The organism is Alistipes sp. An54, from assembly GCF_002159375.1.
GTDB classification, from domain to species: domain Bacteria; phylum Bacteroidota; class Bacteroidia; order Bacteroidales; family Rikenellaceae; genus Alistipes; species Alistipes megaguti.
In genome coordinates this window covers 1-16,714 of sequence record NZ_NFIA01000009.1, presented here as the reverse complement: position 1 = coordinate 16,714, position 16,714 = coordinate 1, and the positions used below count along the sequence as shown (strand labels likewise).

General features: G+C 61.9%; 15 protein-coding genes and 3 tRNA genes. 10 read left to right on the top strand and 8 right to left on the bottom strand.

Annotated features, from left to right (window positions below):
• Positions 1-7: 7 nt before the first annotated feature.
• Together B5G09_RS09500 and B5G09_RS09495 are read right to left on the bottom strand one after the other, a co-directional pair.
• The gene (locus B5G09_RS09500; protein ID WP_087310771.1) at positions 8-694 is read right to left on the bottom strand and encodes a hypothetical protein; all 687 of its coding nucleotides are present in this window, start codon (positions 692-694) and stop codon (positions 8-10) included.
• A 115-nt stretch (positions 695-809) separates the two neighbouring features.
• Positions 810-1,814, bottom strand: a complete 1,005-nt coding sequence (locus B5G09_RS09495; RefSeq protein WP_087404978.1) for a glucosaminidase domain-containing protein — start codon at positions 1,812-1,814, stop codon at positions 810-812.
• 75 nt (positions 1,815-1,889) lie between these two features.
• Between B5G09_RS09495 and B5G09_RS09490 the strand changes: the two genes are divergently transcribed.
• The gene (locus B5G09_RS09490) at positions 1,890-2,495 is read left to right on the top strand and encodes a DUF4254 domain-containing protein (RefSeq protein WP_087310775.1); all 606 of its coding nucleotides are present in this window, start codon (positions 1,890-1,892) and stop codon (positions 2,493-2,495) included.
• On the top strand, positions 2,479-3,510 hold the full coding sequence (locus B5G09_RS09485; RefSeq protein WP_087310777.1) for a glycosyltransferase family 9 protein: 1,032 nt from the start codon (positions 2,479-2,481) through the stop codon (positions 3,508-3,510). The genes B5G09_RS09490 and B5G09_RS09485 overlap by 17 nt, the downstream gene beginning before the upstream one ends.
• A 74-nt stretch (positions 3,511-3,584) precedes the next feature.
• Here the strand turns inward: B5G09_RS09485 and B5G09_RS09480 are convergent, their stop codons facing one another.
• The 4 genes from B5G09_RS09480 to B5G09_RS09465 form a co-directional block, all read right to left on the bottom strand.
• Positions 3,585-4,277 (bottom strand): lipocalin family protein, encoded by a 693-nt coding sequence (locus B5G09_RS09480; protein ID WP_241147624.1) that lies wholly within the window; start codon positions 4,275-4,277, stop codon positions 3,585-3,587.
• An 85-nt stretch (positions 4,278-4,362) separates the two neighbouring features.
• The gene (gene gltA, locus B5G09_RS09475) at positions 4,363-5,754 is read right to left on the bottom strand and encodes an NADPH-dependent glutamate synthase (RefSeq protein WP_087404976.1); all 1,392 of its coding nucleotides are present in this window, start codon (positions 5,752-5,754) and stop codon (positions 4,363-4,365) included.
• A 12-nt stretch (positions 5,755-5,766) separates the two neighbouring features.
• Complete coding sequence (locus B5G09_RS09470; protein WP_087404975.1) at positions 5,767-6,651, bottom strand: sulfide/dihydroorotate dehydrogenase-like FAD/NAD-binding protein; 885 nt, start codon at positions 6,649-6,651, stop codon at positions 5,767-5,769.
• A gap of 30 nt (positions 6,652-6,681) precedes the next feature.
• Positions 6,682-7,758, bottom strand: a complete 1,077-nt coding sequence (locus tag B5G09_RS09465) for a DUF1573 domain-containing protein (RefSeq protein ID WP_087404974.1) — start codon at positions 7,756-7,758, stop codon at positions 6,682-6,684.
• 126 nt (positions 7,759-7,884) lie between these two features.
• On the opposite strand from B5G09_RS09465, the gene B5G09_RS09460 reads away from it, so the two are divergent.
• From B5G09_RS09460 to B5G09_RS09440, 4 genes are all read left to right on the top strand, one after another.
• Positions 7,885-7,958 (top strand) — tRNA-Asn (locus B5G09_RS09460).
• A 251-nt stretch (positions 7,959-8,209) separates the two neighbouring features.
• Positions 8,210-8,284 (top strand) — tRNA-Val (locus tag B5G09_RS09455).
• 89 nt (positions 8,285-8,373) lie between these two features.
• A tRNA-Val gene (locus B5G09_RS09450) sits at positions 8,374-8,451 on the top strand.
• Between the two features lie 357 nt (positions 8,452-8,808).
• Entirely contained in the window at positions 8,809-11,208 is a 2,400-nt protein-coding gene (locus B5G09_RS09440) for a TonB-dependent receptor (protein ID WP_087404972.1), read from the top strand.
• A 394-nt stretch (positions 11,209-11,602) separates the two neighbouring features.
• Here the strand turns inward: B5G09_RS09440 and B5G09_RS09435 are convergent, their stop codons facing one another.
• Positions 11,603-11,944 (bottom strand): DUF3784 domain-containing protein, encoded by a 342-nt coding sequence (locus B5G09_RS09435; protein ID WP_087404971.1) that lies wholly within the window; start codon positions 11,942-11,944, stop codon positions 11,603-11,605.
• A gap of 12 nt (positions 11,945-11,956) precedes the next feature.
• The gene (purB, locus tag B5G09_RS09430) at positions 11,957-13,306 is read right to left on the bottom strand and encodes an adenylosuccinate lyase (protein WP_087404970.1); all 1,350 of its coding nucleotides are present in this window, start codon (positions 13,304-13,306) and stop codon (positions 11,957-11,959) included.
• A gap of 152 nt (positions 13,307-13,458) precedes the next feature.
• Here purB and B5G09_RS09425 point away from each other — a divergent pair, with 152 nt between their 5' ends.
• The 4 genes from B5G09_RS09425 to gap all read left to right on the top strand — a co-directional run bounded on the left by B5G09_RS09425 (position 13,459) and on the right by gap (position 16,612).
• Positions 13,459-13,860: a DUF4834 family protein gene (locus B5G09_RS09425; protein WP_087310795.1), complete on the top strand. Its 402-nt coding sequence runs from the start codon at positions 13,459-13,461 to the stop codon at positions 13,858-13,860.
• Positions 13,861-13,862: 2 nt separating this feature from the next.
• Positions 13,863-14,606 carry an ABC transporter permease gene (locus B5G09_RS09420; RefSeq protein WP_087310797.1) on the top strand — a complete coding sequence of 248 codons (744 nt, stop codon included), beginning with the start codon at positions 13,863-13,865 and terminating at the stop codon, positions 14,604-14,606.
• The gene (locus tag B5G09_RS09415; protein WP_087310799.1) at positions 14,603-15,358 is read left to right on the top strand and encodes an ATP-binding cassette domain-containing protein; all 756 of its coding nucleotides are present in this window, start codon (positions 14,603-14,605) and stop codon (positions 15,356-15,358) included. The genes B5G09_RS09420 and B5G09_RS09415 overlap by 4 nt, the downstream gene beginning before the upstream one ends.
• Before the next feature lie 234 nt (positions 15,359-15,592).
• Complete coding sequence (gene gap / locus B5G09_RS09410; protein WP_087404969.1) at positions 15,593-16,612, top strand: type I glyceraldehyde-3-phosphate dehydrogenase; 1,020 nt, start codon at positions 15,593-15,595, stop codon at positions 16,610-16,612.
• Positions 16,613-16,714: the final 102 nt, after the last annotated feature.

Here is a 16,714-nt window from a genome sequence, read left to right as displayed (position 1 = left end):
TGCGGGATCAGATGTCCTCGACGTCGAAGTCGTAGCCCAGGCGTTTGCCCGTCACGAATTTCGAGTTGTCCATCTTGGTGTTGAACTGGTCGACCGTCACGCGCTTGTTCTCCTCGTAGGGAGGCATCAGCAGGTCGAAGTCGAGCGAGTAGGCGATGGCCGCCTCCAGCACGTCGACCAGCGCGTCGCGGTCGATCTCCTTCTTGCCGAAGTTCATGGCTCGCATTGAGGTCTGCTGCTTGCCCTCGACGAAGTAGCAGCGTTCGCGGTTGATGAAGATCCGCCCGATGAGATAGCCCTCGTCGGCGTTGCGGTTGAACTTGAACGAGTCGGAGAGGAAGTTGTAGATGTTGATCAGACCGCAGTAGGAGTTCTCCTGGTCGGCCTGCACGTAGGGATTCTGCCAGATGAGGTGGTTGGCGTCGAACTCGAAGATGTCGGTGTGCATCTGGAAGATCAGCAGGTCGTTGGCCACCTGCAGTTGGGCCTCGAATTTACCGCGGTCGCGGTATTCGAGCCGCACGCGGCGGTCGAGTTTGCCGTCCAGTTCGTCGTCCATCTCCGCGGCGATTTCGAGCAGCGTCTCCTTCAGCAGGTTGAAGGCGGCGAACGTATTGTCGAAAACCTTCTGTTTGAGGTTCGATTTGCGGATGATCGTGTCGAGAATCCGGGTTCTCAAGGGGGTTGTTTCCATAAGGTATGGTATGTCGTTGGTTTTTGCGGTATTCGGGTGCGGGGTGTCGTCCGGCGGTTTCCGGGGCTGTTGTCCGGGGTCCCGGCTGCTGCACGGCCGCCCTGTCTGCCGGGGTTTATTTGATGCGCAGCCGGCGGCCGGCTTCAAGCTCTTCGCCGGGCTTGAGTCCGTTGAGCCGCTCGATCGACCGCGTGCGGATGGCGTAGGACTGTCCGACGGCGTAGGCCGTTTCGCCCGGGCGGCAGATGTGGTGCTGGGCATTGCCCTCCCAGCGCTTCTTCTTGCGCTCGATGTAGACCACCTCGCCGGTCATCGGCTGGGCCTTCTTGTCCTTCAGGTCGTTGAACCGCCGCAGGTTGCGTGCCGAGATGCGGAACTTGCGGCCGATGTTCTCGAAGGTGTCGTTCTCCTTGGCCGTGACGTAGTGCACGCCGTTGGTCATGTAGACGTTGTAACCCTCGTGGGCGTTGATCGTCACGCGGTAGTTGTCCGGATCGACGGCCGCCTCGGTGCGGGCGACCTCCTCGACGCTCGACTGCGACGAGAACCACTCCTCGGGGTTGCGCTCCAGTCCGAAGCGCGTGGCGTAGAGCCGCTCACCGTCGGGACGGTCCAGCAGGTAGAGCTGGCTCTCCTCGATGATGCGGATCAGCCGCTGGGCGTAGTCCGGAGCCGTGGCATAGCCGGCGGCCTTCAGCCCGCGGGCCCAGCTCTTGTAGTCGTCCGAGGCGTAGGCGAAGAGCGAGTCGTAGCGGGGCTGCGAGTCGAGGAATTCGGCGTGGTCCTCGTACGAGGCCTCGACCGAGGGGTAGGCGCGGAAGCATTCGCCCTTGGCGTCGTCGTCGTGGTAGACGCGCTCGCCCTTCCAGCCCGTCTTGCACTTGATGCCGAAGTGGTTGTTCGACTTCATTGCCAGGAGGCTGTTGCCGCAGTCCGACTCGAGGATTCCCTGGGCCAGGGTGATGCTGGCCGGGATGCCGTAACGCTCCATGTGTGCCACGGCGATGTGCATGTATCGGTCGACATACTCCTCGCGGGTCTGGCGCACCTGGGCCCTCAGGCCGAGGGCGAGTCCCAGGAGGATTCCCGTCAGGAGTATTGCTTTTCTGGAAATATTCATTATCTTTGTTTGATGATTACCGACAAAGGTATAATTTTCCGCTGAAAATAGCAATAATCCCATAAAACCGAACCTATGTTTACCGAAAACGCGAACCGCATTTTCAACCGTTCCATCGAGGATTACCACCGCTGGGACGATGTGGACCACCCGATCGAGAATCCGTTCGAGGCGGGGACGATCGACCACCTGCTCTACCACAAGAACTGGATCGACACCGTGCAGTGGCATCTGGAGGACATCATCCGCGACCCGGCGATCGACCCGGTGGAGGCGCTCCGGATCAAGCGGCGTATCGACAAGTCGAACCAGGACCGCACGGACATGGTGGAGTATATCGACTCCTACCTGCTGGACAAGTACCGGGATGTCCGCCCGGCGGCCGATGCACGGCTCAATACCGAGACGCCGGCGTGGGCCATCGACCGGCTGTCGATCCTGGCGCTGAAGATCTACCACATGGCTCGCGAGACCGAACGTACGGATGTCGACCAGGCTCACCGCGATGCCTGCCGCCGCAAGCTCGACGTGCTGCTCACCCAGCAGGTCGACCTTTCGCGGGCCATCGAGGAGCTGATCGAGGATATCGAGGCGGGACGCAAGTACATGAAGACCTACAAGCAGATGAAGATGTACAACGACCCGTCGCTGAATCCCGTGCTCTATGGGCAGAAAAAGTAACGGCCCGCTGCCCCGTCACCTGCTGGTACTGCGCACCTCGGCCATGGGCGACGTGGCGATGCTGCCCCATGCCCTGCGGGCGCTGTGCGCGGCCTGCCCCGATCTGAAGGTCACGGTGGCGACGCGGCGGCTCTTCTATCCCTTTTTCGAGGGGCTTCCGGTCGATTTTCTGGAGGTCGACACGAAGGGTGTGCACCACTCGCTGCGGGGCATGTGGCGGCTGGCGGCCGAGGCCCGGCGCCTCGGCGTGGATGCCGTGGCCGACGTCCACGACGTGCTGCGCTCGAAGGCTTTCCGCCTCTCGATGCGGCTGCACGGCATCCCGACGGCCCATATCGACAAGGGCCGCGCCGAAAAACGCCGCTTCATCCGCACGGGCGGCCGTGGCATGAAACCCCTGCGCCATACCGTGTTGCGCTATTGCGACGTCTTCCGGCAGCTGGGCTTCACGTTTCCCGATCCGACGCCGGCACCGCATCGCACCCTCGAAAACCCTTTCGGGCCGAAGCAGGGCCGCTGGGTGGGCTTCGCCCCCTTCTCGGCCCATCGGGGCAAGACCTATCCCGAGGCGCAGGCCCGGGAGCTGGTTCGTCTGCTTGCGGAGCATTTTGACCGGGTCTTCATCCACAGCGGCGGGGACACCGAGAAGACCTTTGCCGAGGAGATGGAGCGGACGTATCCCAACGTGACGGCGCTGGCCGGCAAGCTCCGGCTGGATGGCGAGATGGCCCTCGTCTCGAATCTCGACTGCGTGGTGGCGATGGATTCGCTGGTCATGCATCTGGCGGCGCTGGTCGGCACGCCGGTCGTGTCGATCTGGGGCGCCACCCATCCCGGGTTGGGATTCCTGGGATTCGGCGCACCGGAGGAGGGCATCGTGCAGGCTGACTGCGATTGCCGCCCATGCTCGGTCTTCGGCAACAAGCCTTGCCGTTTCGGTGACTGGCACTGCCTGACGGCCATCACGCCCGAGATGGTCACCGATCGGGTCGAGCGGCTGATCGGCCGGCCGTAACGACTTTCCGACGACGGGACAAAAAAACGTTGCAGATAGCTGCAACGTTTTTTTGTGAAAGGGTCTCCTCGGGGTTACTTCGCCACGGAGGCGGAGTCGGCCTGGTCGCTTCCGGATGCGGCGGTATCTCCGGCCGGGTTCTGTTCGGTCTCCACTTGTCCGTCCCCGGCCGCTTCGGCCTCTGCGGCGGGCATCTCCGGTCCGGCGACCTTCGTGAAGACGACCTCCGTCCCCTCGATCGTCATCTGCAGACGCCCCTCGGCATCCCGGGCGATGACGCCCGTCTGCGAGAAGTCGAAGCTTGCGCCGTTGCCGACACTGCGACCCCGGAGCAGAATTTTGTCTGCCTCGTCCAGCAGTTCCCAGCCCGAATAGAGCAGCGTGGCCGAGTTGATCGAGACGGCCTCGCCCTCGACGCGGATTTCGACGCCCATCGTGAACTCGGGGTGCTCCTCGTTGTAGAGCATCCACCGCCCGACGGCCTCGGCATAGGTGGGGTTGGTCGAGACCTTCAGGGCGTCGGCCCCGTCTTCGAGGCGTCCGCGGTACTCCACTGCCACCGGAGCTCCGACGAGCAGTCCGTAGGCTTCGCTGCGGTCGGCATCGGCCAGCGAAAAGGTATAGGTCTGCTCGGAGGAGAGGTCCTGTACCGTGACCTGATTCATCGAGGCGTCGGTGATATGGCCCGTAAAGGTCCCGGGCTTCCGTTCGCCGCAGGCTGCGGCTCCGAGCAGGGCCACGGCCGCGATCCACATACTCTTTTTCATCATCTTTGCGGTTTTGAAATTTCCGGCTGCAAAAATAGCGAAAATTCCCGATTGTGTTCACCCGACGCCATTTACCGCGTGCGATTTACTGCTTCCCGCTGCGGATGTATTCGTCGATGGCCCGTGCGGCCTTGCGGCCGGCACCCATGGCCAGAATCACCGTGGCGGCTCCCGTCACGGCATCTCCCCCGGCGAAGACCCCCTTGCGCGAGGTGGCGCCGTGTTCGTCGGCCGCAATGCAGCCGCGGCGCGTGGTTTCGAGTCCGGCGGTCGTCGAGGCCAGCAGCGGGTTGGGCGAGGTGCCCAGCGCCATGACCACCACGTTGCAGGCGATCTCGAACTCCGAGCCCGGTTTGACTATCGGCGAGCGGCGTCCGCTCTCGTCGGGTTCGCCCAGCTCCATCTCCACACAGCGTACGCCGCGCACCCATCCGCGCTCGTCGCCCAGCACCTCCGTGGGGTTGGTCAGCATCCGGAAGCGGATCCCCTCTTCGCGGGCGTGGTGCACCTCCTCGGCGCGCGCCGGGAGCTCCTTTTCCGAGCGGCGGTAGACGATCGTGGCATCGGCTCCGAGCCGCCGGGCCGTGCGCACGGCATCCATCGCCACGTTGCCGCCGCCGACCACCACGACGCGCTGTCCGACGTAGATCGGCGTGTCGTACGTCCGGTCGTAGGCGTGCATCAGGTTCGTACGCGTGAGGAACTCGTTGGCCGAGACCACGCCGTTGAGGTTCTCGCCCGGAATGCCCATGAAGCGGGGCAGTCCGGCCCCCGAACCGATGAAGACGGCCTCGTAGCCCTCCTCGTCCATCAGCGAGTCGACTGTGACGGTGCGGCCCACGATGACGTCCGTTTCGATCTCCACGCCCAGCGCCTTCACCTCCTCGATCTCGCGCTCCACGATGCGCTGCTTCGGCAGCCGGAACTCCGGAATGCCATAGACCAGCACACCGCCCGCCTCGTGCAGCGCCTCGAAGATCTTCACCTCGTAACCCATCCGGGCCAGGTCGCTGGCGCAGGCCAGTCCGGCCGGGCCGCTGCCGATGATGGCCACCTTGTGGCCGTTGCGTGCGGCGGGAGCCTTCGGCGCCGTGCCGTGTTCAAGTTTCCAGTCGCCGACGAAGCGCTCCAGCTTGCCGATGGCCACCGGCTCGCCCTTGATGCCGAGGATGCACGACCCCTCACACTGCGTCTCCTGCGGGCAGACGCGGCCGCAGATCGAGGGCAGCGAACTGTCCTGCGCGATGACGTCGGCGGCCTCCTGCAGCCGGCCTTCGTGCAGCGCCGCGATGAAGTCCGGGATGTGGATCCCCACGGGGCAGGCCTCCACGCAGCGGGGTTTCTTGCAGTGCAGGCAGCGCGACGCCTCAAGCATCGCCTCCTCCTGATTGTAGCCGTAGCAGACCTCCTCGAAGTTGGTCGCCCGGACGGCCGGATCCTGTTCGCGCACCGGCACGCGCGGTATCTTGTTTGCCATAGTCGTCCTCTGTTATTTGTCCAAACCGATTCTGCATGCGTGTCCCGCCTCGCGCTCGGCCTCGATGGCCGCGGCGCGCTGCTCCTGGGTGCGGTACATCCCCTGACGACGCATCGCCTCGTCGAAATCGACCTCGTGGCCGTCGAACTCCGGGCCGTCGACACACGTGAAGCGTGTCTGCCCGCCCACCGTCACGCGGCACGCTCCGCACATGCCCGTGCCGTCAACCATCAGTGCGTTGAGCGACACGGTGGTCTTGAGGTTGTACTTGCGGGTGGTCAGGGCCACGAACTTCATCATGATCATCGGTCCGATGGCCACGCACTCGTCGTAGTGTTCGCCGCGCTTCTCGATGAGCTCCTCGATCAGGCCGGTGACCATTCCCTTGAACCCCTCCGAACCGTCGTCCGTGGCGATGTAGAGGTGGTCGGCCACCTGGCGCATGGCGTCGGTGTAGATCAGCATGCGGCTGCTCTTGGCGCCGATGATCACGTCGGCCCGCACGCCGTGCTCGTGCAGCCACTTGACCTGCGGATAGACCGGAGCGGTTCCGACGCCTCCGGCCACAAAGAGGTAACGGCGCGTGCGCAGCTCCTCGAGGGGCGTGTGGACGAACGCCGAGGGGCGTCCGAGCGGGCCGGCCAGATCGGCCATCTCCTGCCCCTGCTCCAGGGCGCAGATCTTGCGGGTCGAGGCTCCGATGGCCTGGATGACCAGCGTGACGCTGCCTTCGGCGGCATCGTAGTCGGAGATCGTGAGCGGGATGCGCTCGCTGTGCGAGTCGGCCCGTACGATGACGAACTGCCCGGGTTGGGCGGCATGCGCCACCCGCGGGGCGAGGATCTTCATCAGCCAGATTCCTTCGGCAAGGAGTCTTTTTTCAAGAATGGGATACATATATATGTCAGCTTTGTGTGTGCTTTGTTGCTACTCTTCGATGATGGCCGTCACGCGGATGCGCCGCATCGGACGCACGGGGTCGTTGGTCACCACGACCAGGTGTTCGCTCACCACGCCGTAGTCCTGCGAGCGGGGGTCCAGCATCACCTCGGCGCGGAACGACTCCCCCGGAGCGATCCGGATGCCCGGCCGGAGGGTCGTGGCGACATGCCCCTCGCCCTCGACGGCCCGCAGGATCAGATCGGCCGTTCCGGTGTTCGAAACCCGGAAGGCGAGCCGGTGTACTGCATCCGTTCGTTTCAGGCTTCCGAATTTAAGGATATTTTCCGAGAATTCGCAGCGCGGGGCCGTTTTTTCCGCTGTTCCGGCATCGGCATCCACCCCGATGCCGTGGGTGACGAGTACCGTACCGTTCGTGCGGCCGTCGACCAGCAGCTCCAGCGCATCGCGGATCGTGCCGTAGTGCGGCTGTGCGGCGGGGTTGAGGTAGGCGACATTGATCGAGGCGCGCTGGCCGGGGGCGAGCTCCCCGGGGGCCTCGAGGCGGAGCAGTCCGCTGGCATGGAGCGGACGCAGTTCCAGCCGGACGCTCTTTCGGGAGGTGTTGATGCAGCCGAAAGCGCCCTGCACGTGCTGGCCCGCCCGTATGTAGGCAAAGGTGTTGAGTGTCGTGGTGAGCCGCACGCCGCCGCCCGCATCGACGGGGTAGAGCTCCTCGATGCTCTTCGGCCGCGGGATGACCTCGCCGCCGATGGTGAGGGTGGCGATCTTCTGCCGCTGGCTCGAGTAGACGGTCAGATCCTTCGAGAAGACGCCGGGGCGGTTGGCCGGATCGAAGGTGACGGTGATCTCGGTCTTCTCGCCGGGCAGGATCGGGCGCCGCGAGAAGCGGGGTGCCGTACATCCGCACGAGGTCACCACGTCGAGGATCACCAGCGGGCTGTCGCCGCGGTTTTCGCCCGTGAAGGTGTGGCTCACGCGTCCGTCGACCTCGCGGATCGTGCCGAAGTCCCACGTTGCGGGCTCGAAGACCAGTTTCCCTTGGGCGAATCCCGTGACGCTGCATAACAGCAACAGTATGAACGATATGGTTCGTTTTCGCATCTTTGAAGTCGTTGTTCGAATTTTTGCAAAGATACTTTTTTTGCAAAAAAAACCGGCGAAAATTTTGCAGGAATGAATTTTTGCTATACATTTGCACCACGAAAACGGTAGAACACCGCTTCGAATGCCTGAATAGCTCAGTTGGTTAGAGCACATGACTGTTAATCATGGGGTCCTAGGTTCAAGTCCTTGTTCAGGCGCAGATGCGCGAGGGTTGCGTAAAGGTTCTTTCAGAAACACGCCTGCAAGGGGCGGCCGATGAGAGACGTGGGGGGGGGAGAGACAAGAGGTCGGAAGATGAGTAATCGTCAGGACCACTCTCCAATGAATCCCGGTCTCGAAACGGAATACCGGAAAGCTCGCTGTTGACAACAACGCGGCGCGATCCGTTGAACGGAAGAGGTCGTCAGGCCATCGAAAGTTTGCCTTTGCAGTCCCAAGCCATTTTTAAGGGAGCTTAGCTCAGCTGGTTCAGAGCGTCTGCCTTACAAGCAGAGGGTCGGGGGTTCGAATCCCTCAGCTCCCACAAAGCCGCCACATCGTCAAGAGGTGGCTTTTTTGTCGGCCTTGGTGCCGCTTATATATATCCCCGCTTTCCCGAAAGGGAGAGTCTTCGGGAGCTTAGCTCAGCTGGTTCAGAGCGTCTGCCTTACAAGCAGAGGGTCGGGGGTTCGAATCCCTCAGCTCCCACCAAAACGCCGCTTCATCGTGAGGCGGCGTTTTTTTGTCTGCCCGTGTCTGCCTTGGCCTTGCCGCCCGGCTATCGGTCCTCCAGCCCCTCCAGCTCCGTCCGGCCCCTCCAGCTCCGCCCGGCCCGCCCCTCCAGCTCTGCCCGGCCCGCCCTGCCGGCCCGGCCTTGGCTATTGCCGTTGTCCGCTTTGCTCCTCTGACGTGCCGGCATCCGCTTCGGACGCTCCCGGATGGCGGTGCCCTTTCTCTTTTTGTATGCTTCCCCTGGTAGTGATTTTGCTCCGGGAGGATGATCGCGGATTTTGTCGATTTGGCCCCCGGGTCGGGACAATCCGCCCTGAAAATGTGTATCTTTGCCGTATGAATGCGCTGAAAATCCACATCCTGTCGATCTTGGCGATCCTCCTCTTTGCCCTGGCGGCATCCGATGTCCGGGCCCAGTCAAACTCCTATCCCGTCAGCGGCCGGGTCATCGACCGTCTGAGCCGTCAGCCGGTCCCTTATGCGGCCGTGGTGCTGGCCGGGCAGGAGCGTACGGGCGTTTCGACCGATTCGCTCGGTCGTTTCCGCCTCGAACACGTACGGCCCGGCATCTGGCGGCTGACCGTCTCGTCGGTGGGTTACAAGAGCTGCACGACGCCCGAATACCGGGTTTCGGCGGCCACCCCCTTCATTGAGGTCGAACTCGAGGAGGATGCCACGCAGGTCGAGGCCGTGACGGTGCGTCCGTCGCCCTTCCGCGTGACGACCGAGAGCCCCGTCAGTCTGAAGGTCATCGGCATGCAGGAGATCGAGAAGAGTCCCGGTTCGAACCGCGACGTATCGCGTATCGTCCGCTCCTATCCGGGCGTGTCGTTCTCGCCCGTGGGCTACCGCAACGACCTGATCGTGCGCGGCGGAGGACCCTCGGAGAACAAGTTCTACATGGACGGCATCGAGATCCCGAATATCAACCACTTCGCCACGCAGGGCGCTACGGGCGGCCCGGTGAGCATCGTCAATGCCGACCTCGTGCGCGAGATCAGCTTCTATACGGGCGCTTTCCCCGCCGACCGGGCCGGGGCGATGAGTTCGGTGCTCGACTTTCAGCTGCGCGACGGCAATCCTGAGAAGCAGACCTTCAAGGCGACGCTGGGCGCCTCGGAGGTGGGGGTGAGCGGCAGCGGCCACATCGGGCGGAAGACCACCTGTCTCTTCTCGCTGCGGCAATCCTACCTGCAACTGTTGTTCAAGATGCTGGGGCTGCCCTTCCTGCCGAACTACATCGACGGACAGGTGAAGGTCAAGACGCGCCTTTCGGAGCGTGACGAGCTGACGGTGCTGGCGCTGGCCGGCATCGACAACATGAAGCTCAACGTCGACGAGGAGGGGGAGAATGCGCAGTATCTGTTGAGCTACCTGCCGCGCATCCAGCAGGAGACCTTCACCGTCGGCGCCACGTGGCGCCACTATGCCGGCCGCCACGTGCAGACCGTGACGCTGAGCCACAACTACCTGAACAACCGCAACCTGAAATACCGCAACAACGATTCGTCGAGCGAGGAGAATCTGACGCTGCGGCTGCGCTCCGTCGAGCAGAAGAGCACGCTGCGCGGCGAAAACCGCACCTACCTCGGATGCTGGAGCGTGCGCGAAGGGGTCGAGCTGACCTGGTCGAACTATACGGACCGTTCGTTCCAGCGGCTCTATGTCGCCGACCAGACGCGTTACTCGAATTACGACACCCGGCTGGGGATCCTCGGTTGGGGGGCCTTCGTCTCGGCCGAGTACATCTCGCTGAACAAACGGCTGAAGGCCTCGGCCGGACTGCGCACCGACGGCTGCGACTATTCGGGACGCATGGCCCGCTTCTGGGAGCAACTTTCGCCGCGCGGCTCGATCTCCTATGCGCTGAGCGATGCCTGGTCGGTGAGCGGCGCTGCCGGACTCTACTACCAACTGCCGCCCTACACGGCGCTCGGCTTCAAGCAGGAGGGGGCGCTGGCCAACCGCTCGCTGGAGTACATGCACGTCGCAACGGTCAGCGCCGGAGTTGACTGGCGCCACCGCGACCGGCTGATCGTCTCGCTCGAGGGCTTCTTCAAGCGTTACGGTGAGGTGCCGCTGTCGCTGGCCGACGGCATTCCTCTCGCATGCAAGGGGGCTGATTACGGCACGGTGGGCAACGAGGCGCTGGTCTCCTCGGCCCAGGGACGGGCCTACGGGGTGGAGGCGATGGCCCGGTGGCAGATTCCCGGGCGGTTGAACGTCGTGGGGTCGGTGACCCTCTACCGTTCGGAATATCGCAACAACGTCTCGGCGCCGTGGATCGCCTCGGCCTGGGACAACCGTTTCGTGGTCAACGTCAGCGGCACCTACGATTTCCCGCGCAACTGGAGCTTCGGCGCCAAGCTGAGTGCCGTGGGCGGCGCCCCCTATACGCCCTACGATCTGGACAAGTCGTCGCTCGTCACGGCCTGGGATGCTCAGGGGCGCCCCTACTACAATTACGACTTTTACAATGCCGAGCGGCTCGACGCCTTTGCACAGCTGGACGTTCGGCTGGACAAGGTATTCTACTTCAAACACTTCATGCTGGGGTTCTACGTCGATCTGCAGAACGTCACGGTGAGCAAGTTCCGTTCGCCCGACGTCTGGATGTCGACCGGTGAGATCGAAAATCCGGAGGCTCCGGTCGAACAGCAAAGGTATAAGATGAAGCGGATCGAGCAGGTGAGCGGTACGCTGCTGCCGACGCTGGGGCTGACGATCGAGTTTTAGGGGTAGCGGGCCGAAAGATGCGAACGGCACGTCGGGGCGTCTGTGCATCTGTGGGTGCAGGGTGCAACGAGGTGTCTGCCTGCGGGCGCAACGGGATGTTCGTCTGTGGACGCAACGGGGTGTCTGCGTGGGGCGGATTGGGACTGTCTTGCGGCACACAAAAACAGCAGGGAATCTCGCGACTGCCTGCTGCCTTCGGAGGTTGCCCTCCTAAACTACTAACCCAAACTTAAATAAATGAAGAAACCTCACTGCGGTTGCTGACCCGCAGTTGACTCTTCAAAGAGCAAAGCGTGTGCCAAAAGAGAGCCGCCGGCGGAATTCGATCCGTCGGCGGCTTTTCGGTGTATCTTTGGGCCTGTTTCGCGTGTGCTTTGTCCGAGGGCCCTTTTTTTCAGGGCCTCTTCCGGGCGTTTTCCTTCAAGAAGCGGCCTCCCGTGTTGGCGTAGATCACGGCCCCGATTGCCCCGATCACCAGCCAGATTGTTGCGGCGAGCCACAATCCCCGTCCGGGCCACAGCGAGTCGGCCCCCATCACGAGCATGCAGGCGGCGCAGTAGAGCATCAGCCAGCCCATGAAGCGGCACAGCGCCCGTTCGTCATAGCGTTTGCGCTCCTTCTTCGGCATCGTGTTGTAGCCGGCGATCAGCCACGCCCCGCGTCCCGCGAGCAGGAAGCCGCCCATCACGACGAAGAGCAGAAAGAGCACGCCGCAGACGATCAGGTCGCTGTTCATGGTCCGGCGGCGTTAACAGCGGAAGACGCCCGTATAGGTCATCGGCGAGAGGGCGCGCAGCTCCTTCTTCACCTCTTCCGAAACGTTGAGCGTCTCGATGAAGTCGGCAATGGCCTCGTGCGTGATGTGGGCGTTCGTACGCGTGAGGGCCTTCAGCGCCTCGTAGGGTTTCGGGTAGCCCTCGCGGCGCAGGATCGTCTGGATGCCCTCGGCCACGACGGCCCAGTTCTGCTCCAGATCGCGCTCCAGCGCGTCGCGGTTGAGGATCACCTTGCCCAGTCCCTTCATCAGCGACTGTAGGGCGATCACGGCGTGGGCCACCGGAACGCCGATGTTGCGCAGTACGGTCGAGTCCGTGAGGTCGCGCTGCAGGCGCGAGACGGGGAGCTTCGACGAGAGGTGGCTGAAGACGGCGTTGGCGATGCCGAAGTTGCCCTCGGCGTTCTCGAAGTCGATCGGGTTGACCTTGTGGGGCATGGCGCTCGATCCGACCTCGCCGGCTTTGATCCGCTGCTTGAAGTACTCCATCGAGATATAGGTCCACATGTCGCGCGAGAGGTCGATCAGAATGGTGTCGATGCGCTTCATGTTGTCGAAGATGGCCGCCAGGTTGTCGTAGTGCTCGATCTGGGTGGTGTACTGCGAACGGCAGAGCCCCAGCCGCTCGTTGACGAAGCGGTTGGCGAAGGCCACCCAGTCGATCTCGGGATAGGCCGCATGGTGGGCGTTGAAGTTGCCCGTGGCGCCGCCGAACTTGGCCGGGATGGCGATGTCGTGGAGCATGACGAGCTGCTTCTCGAGGCGTTCGACGAAGACCGAGAACTCCTTGCCCAGCGACGTGGGCGAAGCGGGTTGTCCGTGGGTGCGGGCCAGCATCGGCACCGTGCGCCACTCGCGGGCGAACGACGCCAGCTTGTCACGCACCTCCTCGACGGCCGGGTAGTAGACGCCGGTCATGGCCTCCTTGAGCGAGAGCGGAATGGCCGTATTGTTGATATCCTGCGACGTGAGGCCGAAGTGGACGAACTCCTTGTAGCGTTCGAGTCCCAGGGCATCCATCTTCTCCTTGATGATGTACTCGACGGCCTTGACGTCGTGGTTCGTAACCGCCTCGATCTCCTTGACCCGTTGGGCGTCGGCGTCCGAAAAATCGGTGTAGAGTCTGCGCAGTTCGGCAAACTTTGCGTGGTCGATGTCGCGGAGCTGGGGGAGCGGAAGCTCGCACAGGGCGATGAAATATTCCACTTCGACGCGGATTCGATAACGAATCAGGGCCTGTTCGGAAAAATAATCCGCCAGTTTTTCCGTTTTGTTCCGGTAGCGCCCGTCGACGGGCGAGATGGCAGTCAGTGGCGTTAACATATTTGGGATGAGATTTGTTTTCGAGCACCAAATTTACGACATTTAATTGAATTACGCATAATTTTCGCTACCTTTGCAAAGATAAACTCCCCGGCGTGCGGCTTGCACGCTCTTTGCGGGGAAGGCTTGAAAACCTGGAAACCGGAGAAGACATGAACTTCCTGATGGCGATCATCGACTCGGTGGTGGGCTTCGTGCGGCGCAATCCGTTCACGACGTTCATCATTCTGTTTCTGGCTGTCGCAGCCCCGGCGGTACTCAAAGGTATTGCACTCTTCATACTCTATTTCATCATGGGACTGATTCTTTTGATTCTGGTGCTGATGCTGGCCTTCCGCTGGCGGCTCTACCGGGCCCGCAAGCAGATGGAGGAGCAGTTCGGCAGCGGGTTCGACCCCCGACAGGGCGGTTTCGGCTCGCCCTTTGCCGCGGGCAACGAACCCCGCGGCGGCCGCGAAGGCGAAGTGCGGGTGCACAAAACACCCGGCGCCCCCGAAAAACGCGTCTCGAAGGACGTGGGCGATTACATTGATTTCGAAGAGGAGAAAAACTGACCATGCTGCGGGCTTTCGGACTCATAGGACGCTATTTCATCCTGATGGGAAAGGTCTTTTCCCGTCCGGAGAAGGCCGCCATCTACCGCCGCCGGATCCTCTTCGAGATGGAGTCGCTGGGCATCAACTCGATCGGTCTGACGGCCATCATCTCGATCTTCATCGGCGCGGTGATCACCCTGCAGATGTCGATCAACCTCGATTCGCCCTTCATCCCCAAGTCGCTGATCGGCTACGCCACGCGCGAAACGATGATCCTGGAGTTCTCGTCGGCGGTCGTGGCGCTGATCCTGGCCGGCAAGGTCGGCTCGAGCATCGCCTCCGAAATCGGCACGATGCGCATCACCGAACAGATCGACGCCCTGGAGATCATGGGCGTCAATTCGGCCTCGTACCTCATTCTGCCGAAGATCGTCGCCGCGATGATCTTCTTCCCTTTCCTGACGATCCTCTCGATCCTGATCGGCGTGCTGGGCGGCTGGCTCATCGCTGCCGCCACGGGCATCATGATCCCGGCCGACTACGTCGACGGCCTGCTGATGGACTTCAAACCCTACTCGATCACCTACACGTTGATCAAGACCGTCTTCTTCGCCTACATCATCACCTCGATTTCGGCCTTCTTCGGCTACAACGCCCGGGGCAATTCGCTCGAGGTGGGTGTCGCCTCGACGCGGGCCGTGGTCGTAAGCTGCGTGGTGGTGCTGCTCTTTGACCTGATTCTGACTCAAGTGCTGCTGATATGATACGTGCCGAACATATCGTCAAGTCGTTCGACGGACGGGTGGTCCTGGACGATATCTCGGTGGAGTTCGAGACCGGACGGACGAACCTGATCATCGGTCGCAGCGGTTCGGGCAAGACCGTGCTGCTGAAGACCCTCGTGGGGCTGCACGAACCCGATTCGGGCGACGTGTGGTACGACGAGGTGAACTTCACGCGGCTGGGTTTCCGCCAGCGCAAGGAGATCCGCAAGGATATCGGCATGATCTTCCAGGGCGGGGCGCTGCTCGACTCGTCGACCGTCGAGGAGAACGTCAAGCTGCCGCTCGACCTGTTCACCTCCCAGAGCGAACGCGAAAAGCTCGAACGCGTGAACTCCTGTCTGCGCCGCGTGCGGCTCGATAATGCCAACCATCTCTATCCGGCTGAACTGTCGGGCGGCATGATCAAGCGCGTGGCCATCGCCCGGGCCATTGTGATGAATCCGCGCTATCTCTTCTGCGACGAGCCCAACTCGGGCCTCGATCCGCAGACCTCGATCGTCATCGACAACCTGATTCACGAGATCACCCACGAATACGGCATGACGACGATCATCAATACGCACGACATGAACTCCGTGATGGAGATTGGCGAGAAAATTGTTTACATCCACCAGGGGCGCAAGTGGTGGGAGGGGACCAAGGAGGAGATCCTCCATGCCGACAACCGCGAGCTGAACGATTTCGTCTTCGCCTCGGCCATGGCCAAGCGCGCCAAAGCGGCCGCCAAGTAAGGACCGGGCCGGGGGGCGTCGGCAGACCGGACGAGGGGGCGTCGGATGTCCGACAACCGTCCGGGCGAGCTTGCGGCGGGATGCTGAACGCGAAGGCCGGAAAGGGGTTGCAGCCGTTGCGGAGACGGATTGTAAAAAAATTAAATTTTTATTTGCGTATAATATTTAAAGTATGTACTTTTGCGCTGTGAAAAAAATAACGCAAGGTTTTATTAACAAATAATTCAAAGTATTATGGCAACTATCAAAATCGGTATCAACGGCTTCGGTCGTATCGGCCGTATGGTTTTCCGTGCTGCTTGCACGCAGACTGACAAGTTCGAGGTTGTAGGTATCAACGACCTCTGCCCGGTAGATTACCTGGCTTATATGCTGAAGTATGACACGATGCACGGTCAGTTCAAGGGCGAAATCAGCTACAACATGGAGAAGAGCCAGCTGATCGTCAACGGCCACGCCATCCGCGTCACCGCCGAGAAGGATCCCGCAAACCTGAAGTGGAACGAGGTAGGTGCCGAGTACGTCGTAGAGTCGACGGGTCTGTTCCTGACCGAGGAGAAGGCTCAGGCTCACCTGGCAGCCGGTGCCAAATACGTGGTAATGTCGGCTCCTTCGAAGGACGCTACGCCGATGTTCGTATGCGGCGTTAACACCGACACCTATGCCGGTCAGAAGATCGTTTCGAACGCTTCGTGCACCACGAACTGCCTCGCCCCGATCGCCAAGGTGCTCAACGACAAGTTCGGTATCACGGACGGTCTGATGACGACGGTTCACTCGACCACCGCAACGCAGAAGACCGTAGACGGTCCCTCGATGAAGGACTGGCGTGGCGGTCGTGCCGCTTCGGGCAACATCATCCCCTCGTCGACGGGCGCTGCCAAGGCCGTAGGTAAGGTTATTCCTTCGCTGAACGGCAAGCTGACGGGTATGTCGATGCGTGTTCCGACGCTGGACGTATCGGTTGTCGACCTGACGGTCAACCTCGCAAAGCCGGCCAAGTACGATGAGATCTGCGCCGCCATGAAGGAGGCTTCGGAAGGCGAGCTGAAGGGCATTCTGGGTTACACCGAGGATGCTGTCGTTTCGTCGGACTTCCTGGGCGATCCCCGTACGTCGATCTTCGACAAGGCCGCCGGTATCGCACTGACCGACACCTTCGTAAAGGTTGTCGCCTGGTACGACAACGAGTGGGGTTACTCGAACAAGGTGCTGATGCTCATCGAGAAGATGGCTGCTTACAACAACAAGTAATTGTAAGACACCTCGAAAAAAGAGGGAAGCTCGAACGAGCTTCCCTCTTTTTGTGCGCGTTTTTGTGTGGGTATGGGCGTGGGGGCGGATGAGGCCGGGGGG

What these genes read in the sequence shown, in the direction of transcription:
- B5G09_RS09495 (WP_087404978.1), bottom strand. Translation starts at nt 1,814, where the DNA reads ATGAATATTTCCAGAAAAGCAATACTCCTGACGGGAATCCTCCTGGGA.
- purB (WP_087404970.1), bottom strand. Translation starts at nt 13,306, where the DNA reads ATGTTAACGCCACTGACTGCCATCTCGCCCGTCGACGGGCGCTACCGG.
- B5G09_RS09425 (WP_087310795.1), top strand. Translation starts at nt 13,459, where the DNA reads ATGAACTTCCTGATGGCGATCATCGACTCGGTGGTGGGCTTCGTGCGG.
- B5G09_RS09480 (WP_241147624.1), bottom strand. Translation starts at nt 4,277, where the DNA reads ATGAAAAAGAGTATGTGGATCGCGGCCGTGGCCCTGCTCGGAGCCGCA.
- B5G09_RS09465 (WP_087404974.1), bottom strand. Translation starts at nt 7,758, where the DNA reads ATGCGAAAACGAACCATATCGTTCATACTGTTGCTGTTATGCAGCGTC.
- gap (WP_087404969.1), top strand. Translation starts at nt 15,593, where the DNA reads ATGGCAACTATCAAAATCGGTATCAACGGCTTCGGTCGTATCGGCCGT.
- B5G09_RS09420 (WP_087310797.1), top strand. Translation starts at nt 13,863, where the DNA reads ATGCTGCGGGCTTTCGGACTCATAGGACGCTATTTCATCCTGATGGGA.
- B5G09_RS09470 (WP_087404975.1), bottom strand. Translation starts at nt 6,651, where the DNA reads ATGTATCCCATTCTTGAAAAAAGACTCCTTGCCGAAGGAATCTGGCTG.
- B5G09_RS09440 (WP_087404972.1), top strand. Translation starts at nt 8,809, where the DNA reads ATGAATGCGCTGAAAATCCACATCCTGTCGATCTTGGCGATCCTCCTC.
- B5G09_RS09485 (WP_087310777.1), top strand. Translation starts at nt 2,479, where the DNA reads ATGGGCAGAAAAAGTAACGGCCCGCTGCCCCGTCACCTGCTGGTACTG.
- B5G09_RS09415 (WP_087310799.1), top strand. Translation starts at nt 14,603, where the DNA reads ATGATACGTGCCGAACATATCGTCAAGTCGTTCGACGGACGGGTGGTC.
- B5G09_RS09490 (WP_087310775.1), top strand. Translation starts at nt 1,890, where the DNA reads ATGTTTACCGAAAACGCGAACCGCATTTTCAACCGTTCCATCGAGGAT.
- B5G09_RS09500 (WP_087310771.1), bottom strand. Translation starts at nt 694, where the DNA reads ATGGAAACAACCCCCTTGAGAACCCGGATTCTCGACACGATCATCCGC.
- B5G09_RS09435 (WP_087404971.1), bottom strand. Translation starts at nt 11,944, where the DNA reads ATGAACAGCGACCTGATCGTCTGCGGCGTGCTCTTTCTGCTCTTCGTC.
- gltA (WP_087404976.1), bottom strand. Translation starts at nt 5,754, where the DNA reads ATGGCAAACAAGATACCGCGCGTGCCGGTGCGCGAACAGGATCCGGCC.